We start from the raw sequence: 25,153 nt of genomic DNA, 5'->3' as shown, positions 1-25,153 counted from the left end.
AGGGATGTCGCGTGCCAAGAGAGTCATACGATAGAGAGCTATGTCCGCGTCCCCCCTTGTGATCTCCTATCCCCCGGAGCTGCCCGTCAGCGCCGCCAGGGAGGAGATCGCCGACGCCATCCGCGACCATCAGGTCGTGATCGTCGCCGGTGCGACCGGTTCGGGAAAGACCACGCAGCTGCCGAAGATCTGCCTCGAACTCGGGCGGGAGCGCATCGCGCACACCCAGCCGCGCCGCCTCGCCGCCCGCACGATCGCCGAGCGCGTCGCCGAGGAGCTGCACGTCGAGCTCGGCACGCTCGTCGGCTACAAGGTGCGCTTCACCGACAAGGTGTCGGAGGCCACGCGCGTGGCCCTGATGACCGACGGCATCCTGCTGAACGAGATCCACCGCGACCGGCTGCTCACCCGCTACGACACGATCATCATCGACGAGGCGCACGAGCGCTCGCTCAACGTCGACTTCCTGCTCGGCTACCTCGTCCGCATCCTGCCCGAGCGCCGCGATCTGAAGGTGATCATCACCTCGGCGACGATCGATCCGGAGAGCTTCGCCAAGCACTTCGCCGACGCTGCGGGCAATCCCGCGCCGATCATCGAGGTCTCCGGGCGCACCTATCCGGTCGAGATCCGGTACCGTCCGCAGATCGACGAATCGGAGGACTCGCCCACGACTCCTCAAGAGTCTCCGTCCGCGGGGGCAAAGGGTGCCGGATCGGGTCGATCCGGCACGAAATCGAGGAGTCATGAACGTCCCGGTGACGATCCGGCCGATGAGGTCTCCGCCATCGTCACAGCGCTCCGCGAACTCGATCGCGAGGAACCCGGCGATGTGCTGGTCTTCCTCCCCGGCGAGGCGGAGATCCGGGATGCGGCCGATGCCGTGCGCGGCGCCTACGCGAAGGACCGATCGCCCACGGAAGTGCTCCCCCTCTACGGCCGGCTGTCCGCCGCGGAACAGCATCGGGTCTTCGAGCGCAGCCGCGTGGCGGGCGTTCGCCGTCGAGTGATCCTGGCCACCAACGTCGCGGAGACGAGCCTCACCGTTCCCGGAATCCGTTACGTCATCGACACCGGCACCGCTCGCATCTCGCGCTACAGCAACCGCTCCAAGGTGCAGCAGCTGCCGATCGAACCGATCTCCCAGGCCTCGGCGAACCAGCGCGCCGGCCGCGCCGGCCGCACCAGCGACGGCATCGCGATCCGCCTGTACAGCGACGAGGACTACGACAAGCGGCCGGAGTTCACCGAACCCGAGATCCTGCGCACATCGCTCGCCTCGGTGATCCTGCAGATGCTGGCGCTGGGCTTCGGCGACATCACCGCCTTCCCCTTCCTCACCCCGCCGGATTCCCGCGGAGTGAAAGCGGCCTTCGAGCTCCTCACCGAGCTCGGCGCGGTCGCTGCCGCGCGAGGCTCTGAGGCACCGCGACTCACCCGCGTCGGGCGCGACATCTCGCGCATGCCGATCGACCCGCGGTTCGCGCGCATGCTCGTCGAATCGGCTCATCATGGCGTCACCGCATCTGTGCTCCCGATCGTCGCCGGCCTCTCGATCCAGGACGTCCGGGAGCGCCCGGAAGAACGCCGCGAGGAGGCCGACCGCTTACACGCCCGGTTCGCGGACCCGACGAGCGACTTCCTCACGATGCTGAACCTGTGGAATCACCTCCGTGAGCAGCAGAACGAACTCGGCTCCAGCGCCTTCCGCCGCCTCTGCAGAGCCGAGCACCTGAACTACGTGCGGGTGCGGGAATGGTTCGACGTGCACCGACAGCTGCGCACGCTCGTGAAGGCGCCCGATTCCGCGGGCACCGCGGATCCGGATGCCGTGCATCGCGCGCTGCTCGCCGGGCTCCTCTCCCAGATCGGGCTGCTCGACGAGCGCAACGCTCCGGCCGCGAAAGCGCACTCCCCCGGGAAAGAGAAGGGTCGCCGCGTCGCCGAGTATCGGGGCGCCCGCGGCATCCGCTTCTCGATCTTCCCCGGCTCGGCGCTTCGCAAGAAGAGTCCGCGTGCGGTGATGGCGGCGGAGATCGTGGAGACGTCGCGCACCTTCGCGCGGACTGCGGCCGCGATCGACCCGGCATGGGCGGAGCCTCTCGCCGGCGACCTGGCGAAGCGGCAGATCACCGAGCCGCACTGGTCGAAGGACGCCGGCGCCGCGGTCGCCTTCGAGAAGGTGACGCTCTTCGGGGTGGAGATCATTCCCCGGCGCCGTGTGCAGTTCGCGCGGATCGACCGGCCGGCGTCCCGAGAGTTCTTCCTCCGGCACGCGCTCGTCGAGGGCGAGTGGGACCCGAGCCGCATCGACAAGCGGGTCTCGGCGTTCTGGCGCAGCAACGCCGAACTGCGCAAACGCCTCGAGAAACTCGAAGAGCGTGAGCGCCGCCGTGACATCCTGGCCGGCGATGAAGCCGTCTACCGCTTCTACGACGAGCGGATCCCCGCCGAGGTGTTCGACGTGCGCTCCTTCGAGGCGTGGTGGCGCGAGGCTCTGCAATCGACCCCGAAGCTGCTGGTCATGCGCGAGGGCGATCTGCTCGACGATGACGGCCGCGCGGATCAGAACGAGTTCCCGACGCGCTGGACCCAGGGCGACCAGCTGCTCGGCCTCGCCTATCGATTCGAACCGGGCGCCCCCGACGACGGCGTGAGCGTGGTCATCCCGCTGGCGCTGCTGGCGCAGATCGAGGATCGCGGCTTCGACTGGCAGGTCCCCGGCCTCCGTGCCGAACTCGTCACGGCGCTGCTGCGCGCCCTTCCGAAGGCGATCCGCCGGCACGTCGTGCCCGCGGCCGACTGGGCCGAGAAGTTCGGAGCCGCTCTCGCGGAGGAGGGACCGGAGGCGCACGCGGGATCGCCGGGGCGATCTCTGAAGGAAGCGCTGGCCCGGATGATCCAGCCGCTGGCCAATCAGCTGGTCTCGGCGGCGGACTTCGATGAGGAACGCGTGCCGGCGCACCTGCGGATGAACTTCCGTGCAGTCGACGAGCGGGGCCGGGTCGCCGGCTCCGGGCGTGACCTGCGCGCCCTGCAGGACCAGCTCTCGGACCGAGCGAGAAGCAGCGTGGCCCGCTCGATCGCCGCCCCCGCCCGCACGCGCGAAGGCTCTGCCGATGCCGCGGCCTCCGTTGCTGCGGCGTCGCACCGCGGCTCGATCGAGCGTGAGGGCCTCACCTCCTGGAACTTCGGCGATCTGCCCGAAGTCCTCGACACGAGAGTCGCCGGCGGGGTCGTGCGCGGCTACCCGGCCATCATCGATCAGGGCAAGAGCGTCGCCGTGCGTGTCGAGGCGACGGCGGATGCGGCGACCGCGGCCACCCGCGACGGCGTTCTGCGCCTCATCCTCCTCGCGGTGCCCTCGCCGTCGTCGTATGTGCAGCAGCACCTGACCAGCCACGAGAAGCTGGCGCTCGCTGCGTCGCCGTACTCGTCTGCAGCGGCCTTGATCGAGGACTCGAGAGCTGCCGTGGTGCGCGGGATCATCGAGCGGACGGCTCCGGGAGGCCTGCTCCGGACCGCGGCCGAGTTCTCCCGGGTGCGCGACGCCGTGTCCGAAGTGATCGTCGACGAGCTCTTCGCCTGCGTCTCGCTGGTCGCGCGCATCCTGACGAAGTCCCGCGAGGTCGAGCGCGGCATCAAGTCGCAGAACTCACTCGCCCTGCTCGGCCCGCTGAACGACGTCCGCACGCAGTTGACGGGTCTGCTGCATCCCGGTTTCATCTCCGCAACCGGCATCGCACGCCTTGCGAACTATCCGCGGTATCTCGAGGGGATGCTGGACCGGCTGAAGACCCTCGCAGAGGCCCCTGGCAAGGACCGCACGCGGATGACCGAGTATGAGCGGATGTCCACGGCGTACGCAGATGCGGGCGGCACGATCCCCCTCCCCGCCACGGCGTCGCCCGCGCTCCTGGAGACGCGCTGGCTGCTGGAGGAGTACCGGGTGAGCCTCTTCGCGCAGCGGCTCGGTACGGCCCAGCCGGTATCCCCGCAGCGCATCATGAAGGCGTTGTCCGGGCGCTGAATCCGACGGGTAGCCTGATCGTATGACCCGCGCGATCGTCTACACCGAAATCGGTTCCCCCGACGTCCTGCACCTCATCGAGACCCCCGATCCGCTCGCGACCTCCGGCGAGGTCGTCGTGCGGATCGAAGCGGCAGGGGTGAACCCGATCGACGCGAAGTTGCGCAGCGGCAAGCGTGCATCCAAGCCGATCACCGAACCTCGGCCGGTCGGCTACGACGGCGCCGGCGTGATCGAAGCGCTGGGCGACGACGTCGAAGGCTTCGCTCTCGGCGACCGCGTGGCGATCCGCGACACCGTCGGCACGTACGCATCGTCGCTGGCCGTGCCGGTGCGGAACCTCGCGGTGCTCCCCGACTCGGTGACCACCGCCGAAGGCGCCGGCATCGGCATCCCGGCCGGCACGGCGTACCAGGCGCTCCGCTCACTCGGAGTGAGCGCCGGAGACACACTGCTCGTACACGCCGGTTCCGGCGCGGTCGGCCAGGCAGCAGTGCAGTTCGCCGTGGCCTGGGGCGCCACCGTCATCGCAACAGCGAGTCCCGCGCGACACGATCAGCTGCGCGAACTCGGCGCGATCCCCGTCTCCTACGGCCCCGGCCTGCTCGAGCGGGTGCGAGAGGCGGCCCCCGGCGGCATCACCGTCGCACTTGACTGCGCCGGAACCGACGAGGCCATCGAGGCTTCGCTGGAACTCGTGTCCGACCGCGACCGTATCGCCACGATCGTCCGCGGGGCGGACGCCGCGGGGTTCGGCATCCGCGGCTTCCAAGGCGGCTCTCCGATCCCGCTCACCGAGGAGGAACTCGCCTGGCGCGCAGAGGCGCTGCCGAAGACGATCGAGCTGCTCGCCAGCGGCGACTTCACGATCGAGCTCGGGCCGGAGCTGCCCCTCGCCGAGGCGGCACGCGCGCACGAACTCGTGGAATCGGGCGCAACCGCCGGCAAGATCATCCTGATCCCGTGACGCGCGAGAACGTCGCCTCCGGCCGGGCTCGGCTCGCGGTCGAGCACAGCGGATCTGCGTCCGGCGCGCCCGTACTGATGATCCACGCCGGTGTGACGGATCGACGGTCCTGGGCGCCCCTGGTGGACCGTCTCGGCGCCGCTGTGCACAGCATCCGCTACGACACTCGAGGCTACGGCGAGACGGAATACGACGCGGAGGACGGCTGGTCGCCCGTGTCCGACGCCGTCGCCGTGCTCGACGCCCTGGTCGTCGACAGGGCGATCGTCATCGGCTGCTCGATGGGCGGCCGCGCGGCGATCAACCTCGCCCTTGCGCACCCGGACCGCGTCCGGGCCCTCGTCCTGATCGCCCCGGCGATCGGCGGCGCGCCCGCACCCGATCTCGAACCGCTCGTCGCGGAACTGGACCGCCGCATCGACGCCGCCGATGCCAGGGGCGACCTCGACGAGGTCAACCGTCTCGAGGCCGAAGTGTGGCTCGACGGCCCCGGGCACGCCGATCGTGCCGCGCCCGGGGCCCGCGCCCTCTTCCTGGAGATGAACGGCCGCGCTCTCGCCGCCCCCGACCCCGGCGCGGAGGCCTCGATCGGCGAGGCCTGGCCCCGCCTCGCCGAGATCACGGTGCCCGCGATCGTACTGATCGGCGAACTCGACCTGGCGCACGTACGGCGGAATGCCCATCACATCGCCACCTCCCTGCCCGATGCCGAATTGGTCGAGCTCCGCGACGTCGCGCACCTTCCGCATCTGGAGGAGCACCCAGAGACACTGACGGCGATCGCACGGTTCGTCGCAGCCCAAGCCGCGCCGGCCTGAGTCAGTGGGACTCGCCGACCGGTGCCACGGCCCTCCCGAGCGAGAGCATCAGCCGGTTCGCCCAGTTGAAGAACGCGGCGCCGTGGATGACGTCGGCGATCTCCAGATCGTCGAGGCCGACGTCACGCAGGCGATCGATCTCGGCATCGTTGAACGAACTCGGCGTATCGGTAAGGGCGACGGATGCCGCGACCACGGCATTCCATCGCGCGCCCAGATCTGCACCCACTCCCTCCGCAAGGAGCCGATCGACATCGTCGGCGCGCTTGCTGTGATGGGCCGAGAAGCGCGAGTGCACCGACGCGCAGAACACGCAGCCGTTGCGGCGGGAGGCGGCGGTCGCTGCGAGTTCGCGATCGGCGCGCGGCAGCCCTTCGGCCGCGTTGTAGAAGATGTCCTTGTCGACGAGGGTGCGCGCCTTCAGGACCTCCGGGTCGCGGGCGAGCAGTCGGAAGTAGTCGCTCTTCACGCGAGCGGCATCGACCAGCCCGTCGATGTGTCGCTCGGTGAGTTCATCCTCGGCGAGCGGAGCGAGATGCGGCGTCCAGCCGACTTCGGCACGGGTGAAAGCGTGCGGATGGGGAGCACCGTCCTCCAGGAGAACCCTCTGGGCATGGCTCATGCTGCTTCCTCCTCGGAGTCGATCGCGAGCGCGATGTTCGCGGCGCGATCCTCGGCGAGCCCCGTCGCGGAGAGCACGCGAAGACCGGTGACCACGCGCTGCTGGAAGGCGAGGAAGGAGATGAGCTGGGAGAGCGTGACGATTCCGTCCGGCGACCAGCCTGCCGCGAGCAGACTCCGCAGGTCCGCGACCCCGGCTTCCCGCGGCCGGAAGACCAGCAGGTGGGTGTGCGCCAACGCCGAGGCGAGCCGCTGACCGAGCGCGACGGATGTCTCCAGCGAGGGCGCATAGCGCTCCCCCTCGGTGTTCTCTCCCTGAAGGCCGTCCTCGGCGAAGACGCCGAAGGGACCCCTCTGCGCCGCGGATGCGGCCTCGGCGAGGACGACGGCGGCCCGTTCCGGTTCGACGTCCAACGCTCGTGCGGCATAGAACGTCGCGGTGGCGTCGGTCCCGGCGAGCCCTGTCGCGAAGGCCGCGACGAGCTCACGCTCGGCCAACGAGACGTGCTCGGTCGAGACGGGGTGGAAGAGCGCGTCGAAGGTCGCCTGCAACTGCTCCCTGGTCACCGGGCGTCGACGGCGCAGCGCATCCAACGCCGGCGTCACCCCCGCGATCTGATCGACGATGTCCTGAGTCATGCTTTCTCCTTCACGGTTCCGTTGTCGAATGAGGTGTCGAGCGCGTAGCCGAGCGCCGGGGCGACCTCGGCGGTGAACAGCTCGATCGAGCGCAGCACGTGATCATGGGGTGCGTCCACCGAGTGCACCTGGAATGCGATCTCCGTCGCTCTGCGAAGCGAGGCATCAGCGGCCAGGGATGCGGCCACGTCCTCCGGCGTGCCGAGGTGGGTGTCCAGCGCGGCGATGAGGTCGTCCAGGGTGTCGCCCGGAATCACCTGCCCCTGGCGGCGGAAACCTTCGGCGGCGCGGCGCAGACCGACCTCGGCGAAGCGCAGCGCCTCGGCGCGGTCATCGGCCACGAAGATCGTGCGGGATGCGGTGATCCGCGGTTCGGCACCAGGCGGGAGAGCCTCGAGGTAGGCGTCGATGATCGGTTCCTGCAGCCTCGCGAGCGGAGCCTGCGGGTCGTCCTTCGGTCGCGGTTGCGTGCGCGAGAGCAGGAGCCCGTGCCCGTGAGCACCGGCGCGTGTGCCGCCGTGGGCGGAGAACGTCGCCTGCCAGATCCGCGACGACAACGCGGAGCCGTCGGGGTAGAGAGTGTTGGCCGCCCCGATGTCACGCCCGGAGAGCGCATCCAGCAGCACCCCGAGCTTGCGGTCATAGGTCGCTGCCTTCTCACGTACGTCTTCGCCGAAAGGTGCGAACGATGAGGGCGTGCCACCGCTGCCGAGCCCGATGTCGATCCGCCCTCCGGAGAGGAGGTCGGCGACCGCCGCGTCTTCCGCCACGCGCACCGGGTCCTCGATCGACAGTGTGATCACGCCGGTTCCCAGCCGGATGCGCGAGGTGTGCGCCGCGACGTTGGCGAGGAAGACCAGCGGCGAAGGCAACCCGCCCTCCGCGGCGCGGAAGTGGTGCTGCGCGACCCAGGCACGCTGGATCCCGTGCTGTTCGGCGTGCTGGATCTGCGCGGTGGCGAGCGCATAGCGCTCCGCCGGAGAAGCGTCGTCGAGCAGACGGGTGAAGAAGGCGAGTGTGGGCGCGGTCATCCGAGAACCTCCGATCGGCCGGGGACGGCGGCGAGCAGCTCCCGGGCGTATTCGTGCTGGGGGTCGTCGAAGAGGCGCTCCGTCGGCCCCTCCTCGACGATTCGGCCACGGCGCATCACCGAGACCGTGTGGCTGATCCTGCGCACCACCGCGAGATCATGCGAGATGAACAGGTAGGTGAGGCCCAGTTCGCTCTGCAGCGAGGCGAGCAGCTCGAGGATGCGCGCCTGAACAGTCACGTCCAGAGCGGAGACCGCTTCGTCGAGCACCACGATCTCCGGGTCGATCGCCAGGGCGCGGGCGATCGCGACACGCTGCCGCTGACCTCCGGACAATTCGCGTGGCGTGCGCCGCGCGACGTCGGCGGGCAGGGACACCCGGTCGATCAGTGCGAGAGCGCGCGTTCGGCGTTCCTGCTTCGAGCCGATGCGGAAATTCTGCAGCGGCTCGGCGATGATGTCGGCGATCTGCTGGCGCGGATCGAGCGAGGCGAACGGGTTCTGGTAGACGAACTGGATGCGTTCCCGCAGCGCGCGAAGACGTTCGCCGGATGCCGAGGTCACATCTTCTCCCGCGACTTCGACGCTCCCCGCGTCCGGCCTGTCGAAGCGCGCGATCAGCCGAGCCGTCGTGGTCTTGCCCGAGCCGGACTCCCCCACCAGCGCGTGCGTCGTGCCTCGACGCACGCGGAACGACACATCGTCGACCGCGCGGAACCGCTCGCGTCCTGCGACGCGGAATTCCTTCACGAGGCCGGTGGCGACGAGCGCATAGGGGTTCTCCGCTGCGACGGCAGCCGCATCCCGGAGGAAGGGCGGAGCTTCCGTACGGCGGAACCCCGTGACGAACGCGGGCGCGTCGGCGAGCAGCTGGCGCGTGTAGGGATCGGTCGGCGCATCCAGGACGCTCGCGCTCTCTCCCTGTTCGACGATACGACCGTCCTTGAGCACGACCAGCCGTTGCGCACGGTCCGCGGCGACGCCGAGGTCGTGTGTGACGAGGAGGATGCTCGTTCCCTCGTCCCGACGAAGGTCGTCGAGCAGATCGAGTACGCGCCGCTGCACCGTGACGTCCAAGGCACTGGTCGGTTCATCGGCGATGAGCAGCCGGGGGCGCAGGGCGACCGCGGTCGCGATGAGCACGCGCTGACGCATCCCGCCAGAGAGCTCGTGCGGATACTGTCTCGCCCGCAGGTCGGGGTCGTCGATTCCGACTCTTTCGAGCAGCTCGAGCACCCGCGCCCGACGCGAGCGGCGGTCGCGGTGCCCGTGCAGTCGCAGGATCTCCCCCACCTGTGCGCCGATCGGTCGCACCGGATCGAGCGAGGTCACCGGGTCCTGCGGGACGAGTCCGATCGCTGGACCCCGGATGCCACGCAGCGCACGATCCGACCACCCGGAGATGTCGAGCTCGCCGAGCCGCACCTGTCCGCCCTCGACGCGCCCGCCGTCAGACAGCAGACCGAGAAGTGCATGCGCGGTGGTGGACTTACCGGAACCGGACTCGCCGACCAGGGCGAGGGTCTCCCCCTCCCCGATCTCGAATGTCACTCCGTGCACGACATCACGTCGGCCGTCTCGGGTGGCGTAGGAGACCCGCAGGTCCGCAACGGAGAGAACGCTCATCTTGTGCTCCTGCCCAGTCGATGACTGATCCGGTTGGCGCTGAGGACGACGGCGACCACGACGAGTCCGGGGAGCGCTGTGAGCCACCACGCCGTCCCGACATGGTTGCGCCCCTCGGCGATGAGCAGCCCCCACTCCGGAGTGGGCGGCGGCGCACCGTACCCCAGGAAGCCGAGGGTCGAGATCGCCAGAATCGCGGTGCCGAACTGCAGGGCGGCGAGCGCCACGATCGGAGTGAGCGAGTTCGGCAGCACGTGCCTGCGCAGCACGGCGAAGAAGGTCGCGCCGCTGCCGTACGCCGCCTCGACGTACTCGGTGCGGCGAACTCGAGCCACCTCCGATCGCATCAGCCGTGCGAAGGCGGCGATGCTCCCGAGCCCGACGGCGATCGCCGCGTTCACCGTGCCGAACCCGAGCAGGATGATGATCGAGAGCGACAGCAGCAGCCCAGGGATGGCGAGGAGTACATCGACGACCCGCATCAGGATGTCGTCGAGCACGCCACCGACGGATCCAGCGATCGCGCCGATGAGGGTGCCCAGCACGAGACCGACGGTGACCGCGATCAGCGCACCGGACAGCGAGTGGACCGAGCCGTGCACGACGCGTCCGAACAGATCGCGCCCCAGGATGTCGGTGCCGAACCAGTGCGCGGCGCTGGGCGGCAGAAGTTTGTCGGACGGCACACCCTCGAGCGGGTTGCTCGGTGCGAAGACGCCGGGAATGACCGCCCACAGCACGGCGAGCGCGACGACGGCGAACGCGAGGAGGAGTGCCCAGGGCGCCGCGCGCAGGCGCGATCGACGACGTGCGGACTCGGACGCCGCGGCCTCCGGCGGCGGCTCGATCGCTGCGAGGACCAGCGCATCGGTTTCGGAGATGACGGGAACGCTCATGCGATCACCTCCTGATCTCTGCGCGCGTCGAGGGGCGCACGGCGGGCGGATGACGCGACGGTCCGGCGCTGACGCGGGTCGATGAGCGGGGTGACGAGATCGACCGCGAAGCTGATGAGGACGAACCCGAGCGCCGAGATGAGCACGACTCCCTGCAGCACCGGGATGTCCTGGTTGGCGACGGCCTGCTCGGTGAGGCGTCCGATGCCGGTGCGCCCGAAGACCGTCTCGGTGACCACGGCTCCGCCGACGAGTTCGCCGAAGAGCAGGCCGGCGATGGTGAGTGTCGGCAGGGCGGCGTTCCGCGCGACCGATCGGGTCAGCACCCAGGCGGGCGGTGCCCCCTTGGCCCGGACGACGGTGATGAACGGCTGCGCCTGCACCTGGTCGATCGCCCGCACGAGCACCTGTGCGATCGGTGCCGAGATCGGCACGGCGAGCGTAAGCACCGGAAGGATGAGCCCCTGCACCGGGTCGGCGCCGACGATCGGCACCCAGCCGAGGCCGAAGGAGAACACCTGGATGAGCAGGATGCCGAGCCAGAACACCGGAACCGCGACGAACAGTCCAGGCACCTGCCGAAGGAGGCCACGCAGCCAGGCGAAGGGCGCCAGCGACGACACCGCCGCGATGACCGCCGCGAGCAGGACCGCGACGACGAACCCCAGCGAGGCGAGCAGCAGCGTCGACGGGATCGCCTCGGTGAGGAGGGCGAGGACCGGCGTGCCGAACTGGGTCGAATAGCCGAAGTCGCCGCGGAGGAACCCGAGCGCCGCGTGCGCGTACTGCTGCCACCAGGGCAGGTCGGCGCCGTAGGTGGCGCGGATGCCGTCGAGCTGCTCGGCCGAGAGTCCGAGGCTGGGATCGGCGAACTTGATCAGGATCGCATCCCCCGGCAGCAGCTGCAGCAGGAAGAAGGTGGCCGTGAAAGCCGCGATCAGCACGATCGCGGCCTGCCCGGCTCGTCGGAGGACGAAGCTCATGAGTGCACCCCCGTCAGTGGTCCTGGAGCCAGACCCCGGAGAAGGTGGGGCGGCCCACCGACTCGTAGGCGACTCCCTGGACGTATGTCGCGGCGCCGTAGACCTGCGGCTCCTCGAACAGGGGGAGGACGTACGCCTGCTCGGCGATGTAGTCCTGCACCGCCTGCGAGGCGGCGATGCGCTTCTCGGCATCGGGCTCGGAGGCCACGGCGAGGAGGAGCCCGTCGAGCTTCGCATCCTTCGAGATCAGCACGTCGCGGTTCTTCGTGAAGTACTGGCTCTTGATCACGTCGAGATCCGCCCGGCCGACCATCGAGTGGTAGAAGCCGGTCTTCAGCGGGTCGCGCGTGTCCTCCGCGTAGCTGCCGGCATCGCCGGGCTTGACCAGGAGCTCGACGCCCACCTTCGCCAACTGCTGGGCGACGAGTTCGAGTGTCTGCTTCGACTGCGGCTGCGGCTTGGCCTCGTAGACGGTGATCGACAGGCGCGCACCGTCCTTCTCGCGGATGCCGTCGGCGCCGGGCTTCCACCCGGCCTCGCCGAGCAGCTTCTCGGCCTTCTTCGGGTCGTACGCGTAGTGCTCCGACTCGTCCTTGTAGCCGAGGGCCTGAGAGGACAGCACCGACGTCGCCACCGGATAGTTCTCGGTGAAGAGCGTGTCGACGACCTCCTGGGCATCCACCGCGGCGATGATCGCCTGGCGGACGCGGATGTCGGACAGCAGCGGGTTCTCGGGACGCAGCGCGATCGAGTTGTTCACGCCGCGGGTCTGCGGAGCGTAGAGCGCGAACCCGGCGCTCTCGACGCGCTCCTCGTCGAATGCCTGCACATAGCGGACGTAGTCGGCCTGGCCCGCGAGCAGCGATCCGATGCGCACCGAGTCCTCCGGGGTGACGATGAGGTGCACCTCGTCGAGGTACGGCCTGCCCTGGTTCTCAGCGCTCTCCGGCGCCCAGGCGTAGTCCTCGCGGGCGGCGAACGTGAGTTCGGCGCCGAGCTTCTCCTGCGTGACGGTGAAAGGCCCCGCACCGATGATCTCGGTGGCGTTGCCGGCGCCGAAGTCCTCGATGGTGCCGTCGAGCGTGTCCGGGGACAGCAGGCCCGAGTTGATCGTCGACGTCGCCTGGAGGAACCCGGGCGACGGCGCCGAGAATCGGAACGTCACGGTATCCGCATCGACGACCTCGCTGCCGGCGTAGTTGTTGATCGCCTCGGAGACCGTGAGACCTCGGTCGGCATCGCCGAGTCCGTAGGTGTCGAAGTTCTTCTGCACCGCCTCGGCATCTACCGGGGTCCCGTCCGAGAACGTCACGTCCGGCTGCAGATCGAACGTGTACTCGGTCGCGTCGGCGTTCACCGTCCAGGCGCTCGCGATCCACGGCTCGATCTCCAGGGTCTCCGGGTTCTGCCAGGTGAGCCGCGCGGCGATGTTGTTGACAATGCCGCCGTTCGGGTAGAAACCGGCCTGCGGCGGGTACAGGTTCGTGTAGGTCTGGTGCTCGAGATAGGTGAGTGTGCCGCCCGTGATCGGCTCTCCTGTTTCCGCAGGTGCGCCGGCCGGAGCAGGCGAAGCGGCACAGGCGACGAGGCTCGCCACCATCACGAGCGGGACTGCTACTGCTGCGACGCGGACGAGTCGACGGTTCATGCGGGGCCTCCTGGAGAGGGTTCGATGTGACGGGTGCCGTTCACGCTAGGGAGTTCCGGATGCGGGTCGCGAACGACGTCGTCACGAGAAGACACCGCTCGTCACGGCCGGAAACAGCGCGTCACGTGGGCGGCTCATGTCGCAACAGTTCGACATATCCCGGTGCCGGATCGGCGCTCCCCGGATGATGGACGGATGAGCGAGTTCGCGACCCAGCAGATCCAGGCAGGCTATGTTCCGGGGACCCCTCAGAACAGCGCGATCCCGCCGATCTATCAGACGGCCGCGTTCCAGTTCGCCTCGCTCGCCGATGCCGCCGATCTGTTCGCGCTGCGCAAGACCGGCAACCTGTACAGCCGCAACGCCAGTCCGACCCAGCAGGTGCTCGAAGAGCGGGTCGCGGCTCTCGAAGGCGGCGCGTCCGCCGTGGCCGTGGCCTCCGGCCAGGCCGCCGTCGCGGTGACGCTGCTGGCGCTCGTCGGCCGGAACGGGCACATCGTGGCCGCGAACCAGCTCTACGGCGGCACGGTCGACCTGCTGCAGGACACCTTCGAGGACTTCGGCATCAACACGACATTCGTCGACCAGGACGACCCGGAGGCCTGGCGCGCTGCGATCACCCCGCAGACGCGCGCCCTGTTCGCCGAATCGGTCGCCAATCCGGTGGCGCAGGTGCTCGACATCCGACTCGTCGCCGACATCGCGCACGAGGCCGGCGTCCCCCTCGTCATCGACAACACCGTCGGCACACCCTTCCTCGTGCGACCCGGCGAGCACGGTGCCGACTTCGTGGTGCATTCGGCGACCAAATTCCTCTCCGGGCACGGCACGTCGCTCGGCGGCGTCGTCGTCGATCAGGGCACGTTCGACTTCGGCGCCGACCCCGAGCGCTGGCCGCAGTTCACCGCGCCGTACAAGCGGTTCGGCGAACTCGTGCTGTGGGAGCGCTTCGGAATCGGGCAGTCGTTCGCGCCGCTGGTGAAGTCGAAGTACGTGCACGATCTCGGCCCCTCCCTCTCGCCCTTCAACGCCTGGCAGATCCTGCTGGGCATCGAGACGCTCGACCTGCGGGTGTCCAGGCAGAGCGCGACGGCGCTGGCCGTCGCGAAGCACCTGCAGCAACACCCGGCCGTGGCGAAGGTGAACCACCCCGGACTCGACGACAACCCCTGGCACGACCTGGCGCTGCGCTACCTGCCGCGCGGCGTTCCCTCCGTGTTCTCCTTCGAACTCGCCGGGCCGGAGGACGACAGCACGCACGAGCGCGTCGCACGCGTGGTCGACAGCCTCACGGTGGTGCGCCTGATCGCGAACATCGGCGACGCGCGCAGCATGGTCGCGCACCCCGCCTCGATGACGCATTCGCATCTGAACGCCGAGCAGCGTGCTGCCGCCGGCATCTCGCTCAACACCATCCGACTGTCGGCCGGGCTCGAGGACCCCGCCGACATCATCGCCGACCTGGATCAGGCGCTGGCTCTGGCCTGAGTGCCGGCACGTCACCCGCACCCCGTACGCTGAGACCATGACTGGTCTTCGTTGGGGAATCCTCGCAACCGGCGGCATCGCCGGTTCCTTCGCATCCGATCTGCGTACGGCAGGACTCGATCTCGTGGCGGTCGGATCCCGGTCGCAGGAGTCGGCGGACGCGTTCGCCGCCCGCTTCGACATCGCCCATGCGCATCCCTCGTACGAGGCGCTCGTCACCGACCCTGACGTCGACATCATCTACATCGGAACCCCGCATCCGATGCACCACGAGAACGCGCGTCTCGCGCTCGAGAACGGCAAGCACGTGCTCGTCGAGAAGGCGTTCACGCTGAACCGGGCCGAGGCCGAAGACCTGCAGCGTCTGGGAGCCGAGCGCGGACTGCTGGTCATGGAGGCCATGTGGACGCGCTACCTGCCGCACATGGTCCGCATCCGCGAGATCATCGCCGCCGGAACCCTGGGCGAGATCCGCGCCGTGACTGCCGACCACACGCAGCTGCTGCCTTCCGACCCCGCGCATCGCCTCAATGCCCTGGAACTGGGCGGCGGCGCGCTGCTCGACCTCGGCATCTACCCGATCTCGTTCATCTGGGACATCCTCGGTGCCCCCACCAGCATCCACAGCGTCGGTCGCCTGATCGAGACCGGCGCCGACGCCGAGGTCGCCACGGTGATGACCCACGAGGGCGGCGCGGTCTCCACCAGCCTGTCGTCGTCGCGAGCCGCCGGATCGAACGCCGCGACCGTCATCGGAACCGAGGCACGGATCGAGATCGACCGGGTCTGGTACTCCCCCACCACGTTCAGGGTGGTCGGACCGGACGGCACGGTGCACGAGGAGTACTCCTCCGAGATCGAGGGACGCGGTATGCAGTTCCAGGCGCTCGCCGCCGAGCGGCTGGTGCGCGACGGAATCCTCGAGGGAGACATCCTGCCGATCGCGGAGAGCGTGGCCATCATGGGCACTCTCGATGAGATCCGCGCGCAGATCGGGGTGCGCTACCCGAGCGAAGGTGCCGACCGTGGCTGAGACGACCGACGCACGCGTCGCGGTCTACCTCGACTTCGACAACATCGTCATCTCCTGGTACGACCGTGTGCACGGCCGCAACGCCTATGGCAAGGATCGCCAACGGATCACTGAGCAGCCGAACGACCCCGAGGTCACCGAGCGGCTGAGCCGCGCGATGATCGAGGTCGGCGCGATCATCGACTACGCCGCGTCCTTCGGCACGCTGGTGCTCACCCGCGCCTACGCCGACTGGTCGTCGCCGGTGAACGCCGTATACCGTTCACAACTCGTGGCGCGTGCCGTCGACCTCGTGCAGCTCTTCCCCGCCGCCGCGTACGCCAAGAACGGCGCCGACATCCGTCTGGCCGTGGATGCCGTCGAGGACATGTTCCGCCTTCCCGACCTCACCCACGTGGTGATCGTCGCCGGAGACAGCGACTACGTGCCGCTCGCGCAGCGCTGCAAGCGACTCGGACGCTACGTCATCGGCGTGGGCGTCGCCGGCTCCACCGCGAAGTCGCTTGCTGCGGCGTGCGATGAGTTCGAGTCCTACGACTCGCTGCCCGGTGTGGTGCGCCCGGCGAAGGCTCCCGTCATCGTGCCGCAGGCGGTCGCGGAGGTCGTGCCGGATGCGGCAGCCGAGGTGGCAGCGGAAGCGCCGCCGAAGGCGAAATCCGCTCCGCGGACACGCACCAAGAAGGCCGCGAAGCCGGCGGAGGTCGCGGAGGCGGAGGTCGAATCCGCCCCGATGACCGAGCAGGAGGAGGCGACCCAGCTGCTCGAGCGCGCGCTGCGTCTCGGCCACGACAAGGCGGGCGCCGATGAGTGGCTGCACAGCTCGGCGGTGAAGACGCACATGCGCCGGATGGATCCGTCGTTCAGCGAGAAGGCTCTCGGGTATCGCTCGTTCTCCGACTTCCTCAAGTCACGTGATGCGATCGCCGAGCTCGAGGAGACCGGGCACGAACGTCTCGTGCGCCTGCACGAGGCGACGACCGCATGACGGCGGAGAAGCTCGACGCACTGATCGCCGACATCCGCGCGCAGGAGGCACGCCTCGTACTCCCGGGCTTCGCGTTCGAGGATGCCTGGGCCATCGGCACGCGGTTGGTCGACCTGGGCCGCGAACGCCGCCTGCCGATCACCATCCGTATCGTGCGCGGCGAGCAGGTGCTCTTCCACGCCGCGTTGCCCGGCACGTCCGCGGACAACGACATGTGGGCAGCGCGCAAGGCGAACGTCGTGCAGCGGTTCGGGCAGAGTTCGTACCTGGTCGGTCTGACGCATCAGCGGGACGGCACGGACTTCAGCGAGCACCCGTGGAACGACGGCATGAAGTACGCCGCGCACGGCGGCTCATTCCCGGCGACGGTCGGCGGTGTCGGCGTCGTCGGCAGCATCACGGTGTCAGGGCTGCCCCAGGCCGACGACCACGCGCTCGTCGTCGAGGCGATCGAGCAGCACCTCGGAGCCTGAGGCAGACCCAGACTCCGAGGCACCGTGGACTCGTTCGATCAGAGCGTTGCGGCGAACGGGTCGAAGTCGGCGGCGATCGCGCCCACCTCGCCGAGGGTGCTCTCGACGGCGACGAAGCTGCGGGACTCCGCAGCCTCCTCGATCGAGAGCAGCGTGTCGAGCACGTGGTAGCCGAACTCTCCCGTCGCGACGTGAGGACGATCGGCGGCGATCGAGCGCACCATGTCGAGCAGGCCGACGCCACGACCGGACAGCACACCCTCCTGTGCGACATCGACGACCACCTGATCGCCGCGGATGATCGAGATCGCGCCGCCGAACATGTTCGGATCGGGAATGACCAGCGTCCCCTCGGTGCCGGTGATCTCGACGATGCCCTGTCGCGCCAGCGGAGAGTCGGTGCTGTACATGCTCTGCCCCTGACCGCCGCCCTCGAAGCCCATCAGCACGCTCAGCGTCGACGGGATCTCGACGGGGAACTCCTGGCCGGCGAGATCGCCGACCTGCACGCGGCGGGTCGGAGTTCCCTGCAGGCCGAGAGCCGCGACCGTTGCGACCGGGCCGAAGACGTGCACGAGCGTGGAGACGTAGTACGGCCCCATGTCGAGCAGCGGTCCAGCGCCCTTCGCGTACAGGAACGCCGGGTTCGGGTGGAAGACCTCAGGGCCGCCCCACTGGAACGTGGTCTGGGCGAACAGCGGCCGACCGATGTCTCCACGGGCGATCACACGCTTCGCGGTCTGCACGCCGGGCCCGAGCACGGTATCCGGCGCCACTCCTACGCGGAGACCGGCAGCATCCGCCGCCTCCAGCAGTCGACGCGACTCCTCACGGCTCACGCCGATCGGCTTCTCGGTCCACACGTGCTTGCCGGCCGCCAGGATCGCCAGGGATACCTCGACGTGGGTCGCCGGAATGGTCAGGTTCACGACGATCTCGATCTCGGGATCGTCGAGCACCACGTCGACGCCGCCGGCACGGGGCACGCCGTACTTTTCGGCCTGTGCTCGTGCGCGCTCTTCGACGATGTCCGCGACGGCGAGCACGCGCACGTCCGGGAACGTGGTGAGGTTGCTCAGGTACTGGTCACTGATGTTGCCCGCGCCGATGATGCCGACGCCGACGGGTCCGTTGCTCGACGCCATCAGCCGGCCACCTTCTCTTCGAGGTAGACGCGGCTGCGCTCGACGGCGTCGAACAGGTCTCCTTCGTAGTGGTCGAACTCGACGATCGCGAGCTCGAGCGCGGGCGCGGCCTTGATCGCCTCGACGAGCGGCACGACGCCGTCTCCGGCGGCAACCTGATCGGCGGGCGGGTACGCCTGGACCGCCTCAGGGGCGAGCGTGCCGTCCTTCGCGTGCACCGCGATGACGCGGTTGCCGAGGCGCTGCACCAGCGCCACCGGGTCCTGGCCGGAACGCGCCACCCAGTACAGGTCGACTTCGAGCACGACGCGCCCGTCGAGGAAACCGGCCAGCACCTCGAGCCCGGTCACGCCGTCGAATACGGCTTCGAGCTCGTGAGCGTGGTTGTGGTAGCCGACGCGGATGCCGAGCGGTGCGCCGATCTCAGCGGCCTCGTTGAGCAGGCGAGCAGTCTCTTCGATCTGCTCGACGGACGTCCAGCGTGCAGGCTCGACGTAGGGCTCGATGACCGTGGTCATCCCCAGGACCTTCGCTGCCGCGAACACCACAGCGGGCGTCGGCACCGCATTGTCGGTCCCGGTGCCGTCCGGGTTGACGAACGACGGGGAAGCGAGGAATGCGTGGCCGCTCGGGGCCGTGAGGCCCGCCGTCGCGAGGGCTGCCGCGAGCGGCTCGGCCCGGCGCACGAAGTCGTAGGGCTCGACCGTGGTGAAGCCGCGCTTCGCGATCTCGGCGAGGGCGCCCTCGAGGTCGGATTCCAGGTGATCCCTGATCGTGAACAACTGGATGGATGTCTGAACCGTCATCGGTGGGGCTCCTTCTGTGTCGTCGGCGACGCGTGGAAGCGCATGTGTGCGCCCGCGATACGAGGCACGCTATCACAAATACCTCCGGCTGGAGGTTTTCCTTCGGCTAGGCTTCACCCATGTCCGACGACTCCGCATCGCCGCGTCCGCGCGGCACCTACGCCAAGGGTGTCGCCCGACGGCAGGAGATCCTCGACCGTGCCATCGAGGTGTTCGCGGCCCGCGGTGCGGATCGCACCAGCCTCCGATCGATCGCCAAGGAGGTCGGCGTCACGCACGCCGCCCTCACCCACTACTTCGGCTCTCTCGAGGAGCTCCTCGTCGCCGTGTACCGCGCAGCCTCCGAGCGCCCCTCTCCCGGCCCGCGGCCGAAGATCGCGCCGACCCCCGTCGAGATCATGATCCACTCGGCGAAGGCGAACCGCGCCGTCCCCGGTCTCGTGCAGCTGTACTCGTCCCTCGTCGCCGCGGCGTTGGAGGAGGGCCACCCCGCCGCTCGCGAGTTCGCCACCGAGCGCTTCACCGAAGTGCGGGCCGACCTCGTCAAGCGGGTCATCGCGCAGCAGCGCACCGGGCGCATCCGCACGGACGTCGACCCGGCGGCCGTGGCTGCGCTCGTGGTCGCCGCATCCGACGGCCTGCAGACGCAGTGGCTCCTGGATGACACCGTCCCGCAGCAGGACGCGCTCGAGCTGCTCGAACGGCTGCTGCGTCCGCCGGAAAGCTAGTCTCGAAGGGTGCCGCCTTCGCAGTCCCCCTACGCCAGGGCGCTCGGCGACCGCATCCACGAGCTGCACCCGGCGCTGCGCACGTACTTCCAGGCGATCCCGGACGGCAGCGTCGGCGTCGGAGAAGGCGTGCTCCACCGCATCGGCACTCCACGCCGGTGGCTGTGGCCGTTCCTGCGCCCGCTGGAGCGGCTCGGCGTCATCGTCGCCTGCTGGGAGAACGATGTGCCGTTCCGGGTCGAGAATCGCACCATCGCCTCCCGGGCGATCGGCGAGCGCGCGTTCCACCTCGCCCGCGGTTCGTGGACGATGAGAGATGCCGTCGCCCTCACGCGCCACGGGCGCGTCGTCGATGAGCTCGGCGAACCGGGTCTGATCGCGGCGTGCTTCGACGTCGACGTCCGCGATGGGTCGCTCATCCTCACCAGCCGTGCGGTCGGCATCCGGCTCGGCCGACTGCGGATCCGCCTGCCGCGACCGCTCTCCCCCGCCATCCGCCTCACCGAGCGCTTCGACGACGTTCTCGGTCGTCAGATCGTCGAGCTCACCGTCACCGCCCCCGTCATCGGCCGGGTGTACGAGTACAGCGGCGATTTCACCTATTCGATCGAGGAGGCAACCGCGTGAGCGCAGGCAGAGTGGTGATCGGCGGATCGACCGGGTTCATGGGGCAGTACCTGCTCCCGCGCCTGCGCGCAGCGGGTCGCGAGGTCGTCACGATCTCCCGTGCCGGCGCCGATCTGCGCTGGGGCGACCAGGCCGGGATCAACAGCGCCGTCGACGGCGCGGCACTGGTGATCGGACTCGCCGGCAAGAGCGTCAACTGCCGCTACACCCCCGAAAACCGGGCCGAGATCTTCCGCTCACGGCTCGACACCACCTCATCGCTCAGCCAGGCGATCGCCGCGTCCGAGACGCCGCCGGCGCTCTGGGTGAATTCCTCCACGGCGACGATCTACCGTCACGCGGAGGACCGCCCGATGACCGAGTCGACCGGCGAGCTCGGCTCGGGATTCTCGGTCGAGGTCGCGAAGGCCTGGGAGCGCGCGCTGTTCGCCGACGAGCTGCCGCACACGCGCCGGGTGGCGCTGCGGAGCACGATCGTGCTCGGCCACGGCGGCGTGCTCGGCCCAGTGCAGAACCTGGCAAGGCGCGGCCTCGGCGGTGCGCAGTACGACGGCAGATGGCCGGTGAGCAGGCGGCGCCGTGCGGCCGGTACCGGCCACTTTCCCGGCGCCCGTCGTGGAACGCAGCGCTTCAGCTGGGTGCACGTGGAAGATGTGGCGCGCATCATCGACTTCCTCGAACAGACGCCATCGCTCGACGGCCCGGTCAACGCGGCTGCACCGCATCCCGTCGACAACAACGAGTTCATGGCGACGGTGCGCCGAGTTCTCGGAGTCAGGTTCGGACCGCCGATGCCGCGCTGGATGCTGGAGCTCGGCGCCATCGGCATCCGCACCGAGACCGAACTGATCCTGAAGAGCCGTTGGGTGCTGCCGGAGAAGCTCACCCACGCGGGATTCGAGTTCCGCTACCCGACCCTGGAGCCCGCGATCCGCGAGTCCTTCGGAATCGAAGGCGCTGCCTAGCCCGGCTGGGTCTCCGTGCCGGCCGGAGAGCCGCCGTCCTCGCGCTTTCTCTTCTCGACCTCCTGGCGCAGGCGCCACTCCTCGATCTCGCGGTCGAGGTCGGCGATCTGCTGCTCGGTCGTACGCGTGTCGACGGGGGCGGCAGGCGCCGGTCGCACATCCGTCTGTGCGGGGCGCGTGACCCTGCGCATCCGCGGAATGGCGATTCCCGATTCGCCGTACTCACGTCCGATCGCGAACCAGAGGATGCTGCCGATCAGCGGCAGCAGGATCACGATGATGATCCACACCATCTTCGGCAGGTACTTCACCTGCGAATCGTCGCGGGTGATGATGTCGATCAGCGCGCCGATCATCAGCGCGACGACGAGCATCGAGAACAGGAACGGCATGGCTACAGGGTAGACGACAGATCGGATCCCCGAACCGGCCGAACGGCGTCGGTCATGGCAGCAGGTGACCGGCGGCCCGGAACAGCTCGTACCATTCCGGGCGGGTCAGGGCGATGTCCGCGCCGGCCGCGGCATCGCGCACCCGTTCCGGGGTGGTCGTCCCGAGCACGACCTGCATGTTCGCGGGATGCCGAATGATCCATGCCGTGGCGATCGCGATCGGAGTCACGCTGTACGACGCCGCGAGCCGGTCGATGACGGCGTTGAGTTCGGCGTACTCCGGGTTTCCGAGGAACACACCGGTGAAGAACCCGCCCTGGAACGGTGACCATGCCTGGATCGTGATGCCGTTGATGCGGCAGTAGTCGACGATGCCGCCGCCGTCGCGTCCGACGCTCTGCTCCTCGGCGGCCATGTTCGCAGCGACCGGCTGCGCGATGATCGGCGCATGCGTGATCGACAGCTGCAGCTGGTTGGCGACGAGCGGCTGCCGCACGGCCGTGCGCAGCAGATCGATCTGTCGCGGGGTGTGGTTGGAGACGCCGAAAGCGCGCACCTTGCCAGCGGCCTCGAGTTCGTCGAAGGCTCGGGCGACCTCGTCCGGCTCGACGAGCGCGTCGGGTCGGTGCAGCAGAAGCACGTCGATGAAGTCCGTGCGCAGCGCCCGCAGCGATCCCTCGACCTGCGTGACGATGTGTTCGTAGGAGAAGTCGAACATGCCCTGCGCCGGCACGATCCCGCACTTCGTCTGCAGGACGATCTCGGCGCGCTCGGCGGTGCTCAGCTGCAAGGCATCGCCGAACCGCGCCTCGCAGGCGTGCATGCTGCCGCCGTAGATGTCGGCGTGATCGAAGAAGTCGATACCGGCAGCACGGGCGGTGTCGTAGAGTTCCCGGATCTGCGCGTCGGTCTTGTCGGTGATGCGCATCATTCCGGCGATGACGGCGGGGGCGGTGGTCGATCCGAACGGCACTGTCTTCATGGGGCAACGCTACCGCGCGGGTCGGACGGCTCGGCGCTGGTTGAATGAATCCATGGCCTTCCTCGTCGATCCCTCCCCTGTCACCCTCACCGGCCGTTTGGTCGAACTCCGCCCGCTCGAGCGCGCACATCGCGACGAGCTGATCGAAGCCGTCGAGGAGGGCGATCTCTGGCAGACCGCGTGGTACACCTCGGTCCCGTCACCGGACGGGGTCGCCGCCGAGATCGAGCGTCGCCTCGCTCTGAGCGAGAAGCACGAGATGGTGCCGTTCACGGCATTCGACACCGCGGGACGGGTGATCGGGATGACGACGTTCTACGACCTCGACCCCGACGTGCCCCGGCTGCACATCGGCTACACCTGGAATCGTCCATCGGCGCACGGAACCGGCACGAACGCCGAGTCGAAGCTGCTGCTGCTGCAGCACGCGTTCGAGACGCTGGGCGTGTTCCGGGTCGGACTCACCACGCAGTGGGTGAACTTCCAGTCGCGCGCAGCGATCGAACGCCTCGGCGCCAAGCAGGACGGGGTGATGCGTGCCATGAGCCGCTACCGGAACGGCGCACTGCGCGACAGCGTCGAGTTCTCGATCATCGAGCCGGAGTGGCCCGCTGTGAAGGCGAACCTCGACGCACGCCTCGCCAGGAGGCGCTGACGTCGGGAGGTCGTTATTCGGCGGCGTTGCCCGACCAGTTGTTCGAGCGGCGCGTCGCCGATCCGCGCTGGCGCATCATGAAGGCGAGCGAGAGGCACATGATGAGCAGGCCCGCGACGAAGATGATCGCCTGGAAGTCTTCGAGCGACTGCGCAAGACCCATGAGCCAGATGCCTCCGAGGAAGAGGATCAAGAAGAAGATGAAGCTGAGGATCACGGGGTCTCCTGTCGTAGCGGCCGCCTACCAGGATACTTCTCGTCCGCCGGCGTTCCGACCGCCCGCCGGAAAGTGATGACCTCACCGCGACGCGACTTCTCCATGATGAAGCCCGCCAGCTCCAGTCGGCGGAAGACCCGCCTCGGCAATGGAGGCAGCTCGGCCGTCCGACCCGCAGGCGCTTTGGCGATGCCCGTGAGGAGCGACAGATCGACGCCGGCCCCGCGGATCTCGACCCTGGCGTAGTCGCTGCGGCCGCGCCAGCGCAGGTATTCGAGGTCGGAGTGCCGGATGACGGATGCCGTCGCCCCGACGTCGATCCGGACCTCGTCGTTGCCGAACGCGACGGTGCACTGCTCTGTCCCCCGCCGGAGCACCGCGGTCAGAATCAGATAGGAAGGAAGGCCGAGGACCAGACCGAGGAAGACGATCAGCATCCGCGGGCCGAAGTTCAGCACGACGTCGCCGAGGGCGATCAGGAGTACCACGGCCAGCGCGCCGACGACGACCACGATCGCGACGATGGCGACGGTGAGCTGCCGCAGCCGCATTTGTATGGCGGGGAACGTCACGAACGAGCCGTCCCCTCGCTCGTCGCGCTCCCATTCCGGGGTGACGCGCACCGGAGCGTTCTTGCGCTGGCGGCGGGTGAACGCGTCGGTGATCCGGCCGAGGAGACCCAGCCAGATCCACCCTGTCGCGGGGATCGTCGCCATCCAGAGGACGACGAAGACCCCGCGTACCGGATCAGGAAGCGGCTCGATCAGCCGCCCTCCATACTCGGTGACGAAGATCATCAGCGCCCCCAGGATCACGGCCACCGCGATGTGCAGCACCGCGCCGTTGCGCGGCATCCGATCCGTGGCGTTCACGAAGGCGAAACCGAAGCACCAACCAGCGACGAGCATCAGCACGAGCTGGACGATGTCGAGGTCGCCGGCCCCCAGAGTCAGCGCCGTCGCGGCCAGCAGAAGGACGAATCCCCACGTGAGGGAATTGAACACGAGCCGGCGCCACCAGGGGGCGGTCGCCGCCGCGGGTGCCGTCATCTCGCTCATCATGGCAATCCTAGGATGCGTCCGCATCTGCCTCGCTGCGAGCCTGCGGATACCGCGGAAAGGAAGTATGCCCGAGTCCGGGACTAAATATTGGATCCGATGCAAAAACTGGCCGAAGGTCTGCTGCATGAGTCCATTCGTGTGCCAAAAGGCAAATTGACGCTCCTCTGACGAACCAATAATTTTCAGTCACGAGCCGATCAATTCCGAGGCCTCCCGTTGGAGCACGTGATGACAGCACTGCGCACTGCGACTGCCGACGGCCTCTCCCATTCGACTGGTTCCCATCGCGTCGACGCGCACGCAGCGCGGGGCGGCGCCCACCGATCGCGTTCGGGCAC

The 25,153-nt window shown here is 68.9% G+C and carries 24 protein-coding genes; 11 read left to right on the top strand and 13 right to left on the bottom strand.

Annotated elements, in window-relative coordinates:
• Nucleotides 1-40: 40 nt before the first annotated feature.
• The 3 genes from hrpA to MRBLWO13_RS11050 are packed head-to-tail and all read left to right on the top strand — an operon-like array spanning nt 41 to nt 5,815.
• Complete coding sequence (gene hrpA / locus MRBLWO13_RS11060) at nt 41-4,030, top strand: ATP-dependent RNA helicase HrpA (protein ID WP_341974048.1); 3,990 nt, start codon at nt 41-43, stop codon at nt 4,028-4,030.
• 22 nt (nt 4,031-4,052) lie between these two features.
• Entirely contained in the window at nt 4,053-4,997 is a 945-nt protein-coding gene (locus MRBLWO13_RS11055) for an NADP-dependent oxidoreductase (protein ID WP_341974047.1), read from the top strand.
• Complete coding sequence (locus tag MRBLWO13_RS11050; protein WP_341974046.1) at nt 4,994-5,815, top strand: alpha/beta fold hydrolase; 822 nt, start codon at nt 4,994-4,996, stop codon at nt 5,813-5,815. Before MRBLWO13_RS11055 ends, MRBLWO13_RS11050 begins: the two co-directional genes overlap by 4 nt.
• 1 nt (nt 5,816) lies before the next feature.
• Here the strand turns inward: MRBLWO13_RS11050 and MRBLWO13_RS11045 are convergent, their stop codons facing one another.
• The 7 genes from MRBLWO13_RS11045 to MRBLWO13_RS11015 are packed head-to-tail and all read right to left on the bottom strand — an operon-like array spanning nt 5,817 to nt 13,258.
• Complete coding sequence (locus MRBLWO13_RS11045; protein ID WP_341974045.1) at nt 5,817-6,437, bottom strand: alkylhydroperoxidase domain protein; 621 nt, start codon at nt 6,435-6,437, stop codon at nt 5,817-5,819.
• A complete protein-coding gene (locus MRBLWO13_RS11040) occupies nt 6,434-7,075 on the bottom strand; it encodes a CMD domain protein (RefSeq protein ID WP_341974044.1) in 642 nt (213 codons plus the stop codon). The genes MRBLWO13_RS11045 and MRBLWO13_RS11040 overlap by 4 nt, the downstream gene beginning before the upstream one ends.
• Nucleotides 7,072-8,106 (bottom strand): putative FMN-dependent luciferase-like monooxygenase, encoded by a 1,035-nt coding sequence (locus MRBLWO13_RS11035; protein WP_341974043.1) that lies wholly within the window; start codon nt 8,104-8,106, stop codon nt 7,072-7,074. Before MRBLWO13_RS11035 ends, MRBLWO13_RS11040 begins: the two co-directional genes overlap by 4 nt.
• A complete protein-coding gene (locus tag MRBLWO13_RS11030; protein ID WP_341974041.1) occupies nt 8,103-9,731 on the bottom strand; it encodes an ABC transporter ATP-binding protein in 1,629 nt (542 codons plus the stop codon). The genes MRBLWO13_RS11035 and MRBLWO13_RS11030 overlap by 4 nt, the downstream gene beginning before the upstream one ends.
• Nucleotides 9,728-10,627: an ABC transporter permease gene (locus MRBLWO13_RS11025; protein WP_341974040.1), complete on the bottom strand. Its 900-nt coding sequence runs from the start codon at nt 10,625-10,627 to the stop codon at nt 9,728-9,730. Before MRBLWO13_RS11025 ends, MRBLWO13_RS11030 begins: the two co-directional genes overlap by 4 nt.
• Entirely contained in the window at nt 10,624-11,610 is a 987-nt protein-coding gene (locus MRBLWO13_RS11020) for an ABC transporter permease (RefSeq protein ID WP_341974039.1), read from the bottom strand. Before MRBLWO13_RS11020 ends, MRBLWO13_RS11025 begins: the two co-directional genes overlap by 4 nt.
• A gap of 13 nt (nt 11,611-11,623) precedes the next feature.
• Entirely contained in the window at nt 11,624-13,258 is a 1,635-nt protein-coding gene (locus MRBLWO13_RS11015; protein WP_341974038.1) for a TIGR04028 family ABC transporter substrate-binding protein, read from the bottom strand.
• 195 nt (nt 13,259-13,453) lie between these two features.
• Here MRBLWO13_RS11015 and MRBLWO13_RS11010 point away from each other — a divergent pair, with 195 nt between their 5' ends.
• The 4 genes from MRBLWO13_RS11010 to MRBLWO13_RS10995 are packed head-to-tail and all read left to right on the top strand — an operon-like array spanning nt 13,454 to nt 17,237.
• The gene (locus tag MRBLWO13_RS11010) at nt 13,454-14,746 is read left to right on the top strand and encodes an O-acetylhomoserine aminocarboxypropyltransferase/cysteine synthase family protein (protein WP_341974036.1); all 1,293 of its coding nucleotides are present in this window, start codon (nt 13,454-13,456) and stop codon (nt 14,744-14,746) included.
• Between the two features lie 37 nt (nt 14,747-14,783).
• Complete coding sequence (locus MRBLWO13_RS11005; protein WP_341974034.1) at nt 14,784-15,779, top strand: Gfo/Idh/MocA family oxidoreductase; 996 nt, start codon at nt 14,784-14,786, stop codon at nt 15,777-15,779.
• Nucleotides 15,772-16,764: an NYN domain-containing protein gene (locus MRBLWO13_RS11000; protein WP_341974033.1), complete on the top strand. Its 993-nt coding sequence runs from the start codon at nt 15,772-15,774 to the stop codon at nt 16,762-16,764. Before MRBLWO13_RS11005 ends, MRBLWO13_RS11000 begins: the two co-directional genes overlap by 8 nt.
• Entirely contained in the window at nt 16,761-17,237 is a 477-nt protein-coding gene (locus MRBLWO13_RS10995; protein ID WP_341974032.1) for a heme-degrading domain-containing protein, read from the top strand. Before MRBLWO13_RS11000 ends, MRBLWO13_RS10995 begins: the two co-directional genes overlap by 4 nt.
• 38 nt (nt 17,238-17,275) lie before the next feature.
• Here MRBLWO13_RS10995 and MRBLWO13_RS10990 read toward each other — a convergent pair whose 3' ends face one another.
• Nucleotides 17,276-18,382 (bottom strand): Gfo/Idh/MocA family oxidoreductase, encoded by a 1,107-nt coding sequence (locus MRBLWO13_RS10990; RefSeq protein ID WP_341974031.1) that lies wholly within the window; start codon nt 18,380-18,382, stop codon nt 17,276-17,278.
• Nucleotides 18,382-19,188 (bottom strand): sugar phosphate isomerase/epimerase, encoded by an 807-nt coding sequence (locus tag MRBLWO13_RS10985; protein WP_341974030.1) that lies wholly within the window; start codon nt 19,186-19,188, stop codon nt 18,382-18,384. Before MRBLWO13_RS10985 ends, MRBLWO13_RS10990 begins: the two co-directional genes overlap by 1 nt.
• 119 nt (nt 19,189-19,307) lie before the next feature.
• On the opposite strand from MRBLWO13_RS10985, the gene MRBLWO13_RS10980 reads away from it, so the two are divergent.
• The 3 genes from MRBLWO13_RS10980 to MRBLWO13_RS10970 are packed head-to-tail and all read left to right on the top strand — an operon-like array spanning nt 19,308 to nt 21,508.
• Nucleotides 19,308-19,916, top strand: coding sequence for a TetR/AcrR family transcriptional regulator (locus MRBLWO13_RS10980; RefSeq protein WP_341974029.1), 609 nt, complete (start codon nt 19,308-19,310; stop codon nt 19,914-19,916).
• A gap of 9 nt (nt 19,917-19,925) precedes the next feature.
• Nucleotides 19,926-20,543 (top strand): DUF4166 domain-containing protein, encoded by a 618-nt coding sequence (locus MRBLWO13_RS10975; protein ID WP_341974028.1) that lies wholly within the window; start codon nt 19,926-19,928, stop codon nt 20,541-20,543.
• The gene (locus MRBLWO13_RS10970; RefSeq protein ID WP_341974027.1) at nt 20,540-21,508 is read left to right on the top strand and encodes a DUF1731 domain-containing protein; all 969 of its coding nucleotides are present in this window, start codon (nt 20,540-20,542) and stop codon (nt 21,506-21,508) included. Before MRBLWO13_RS10975 ends, MRBLWO13_RS10970 begins: the two co-directional genes overlap by 4 nt.
• Here MRBLWO13_RS10970 and MRBLWO13_RS10965 read toward each other — a convergent pair.
• Nucleotides 21,505-21,900, bottom strand: a complete 396-nt coding sequence (locus MRBLWO13_RS10965; protein WP_341974026.1) for a PLDc N-terminal domain-containing protein — start codon at nt 21,898-21,900, stop codon at nt 21,505-21,507. The two genes, MRBLWO13_RS10970 and MRBLWO13_RS10965, sit on opposite strands and share 4 nt — an antisense overlap.
• 52 nt (nt 21,901-21,952) lie before the next feature.
• Nucleotides 21,953-22,882: an aldo/keto reductase gene (locus MRBLWO13_RS10960; protein WP_341974024.1), complete on the bottom strand. Its 930-nt coding sequence runs from the start codon at nt 22,880-22,882 to the stop codon at nt 21,953-21,955.
• A gap of 52 nt (nt 22,883-22,934) precedes the next feature.
• On the opposite strand from MRBLWO13_RS10960, the gene MRBLWO13_RS10955 reads away from it, so the two are divergent.
• Nucleotides 22,935-23,537 (top strand): GNAT family protein, encoded by a 603-nt coding sequence (locus tag MRBLWO13_RS10955; protein ID WP_341974022.1) that lies wholly within the window; start codon nt 22,935-22,937, stop codon nt 23,535-23,537.
• 13 nt (nt 23,538-23,550) lie between these two features.
• Here MRBLWO13_RS10955 and MRBLWO13_RS10950 read toward each other — a convergent pair whose 3' ends face one another.
• Both MRBLWO13_RS10950 and MRBLWO13_RS10945 read right to left on the bottom strand, forming a co-directional pair.
• Entirely contained in the window at nt 23,551-23,754 is a 204-nt protein-coding gene (locus MRBLWO13_RS10950; protein ID WP_341974020.1) for a hypothetical protein, read from the bottom strand.
• On the bottom strand, nt 23,751-24,812 hold the full coding sequence (locus tag MRBLWO13_RS10945) for a hypothetical protein (protein WP_341974019.1): 1,062 nt from the start codon (nt 24,810-24,812) through the stop codon (nt 23,751-23,753). Before MRBLWO13_RS10945 ends, MRBLWO13_RS10950 begins: the two co-directional genes overlap by 4 nt.
• Nucleotides 24,813-25,153 lie beyond the last annotated feature (341 nt).

It is taken from the genome of Microbacterium sp. LWO13-1.2, assembly GCF_038397725.1.
Taxonomy (GTDB): Bacteria; Actinomycetota; Actinomycetes; order Actinomycetales; family Microbacteriaceae; genus Microbacterium.
The sequence above is the reverse complement of the archived record's forward strand: the minus strand, read 5'-3'. Positions and strand labels throughout refer to the sequence as shown.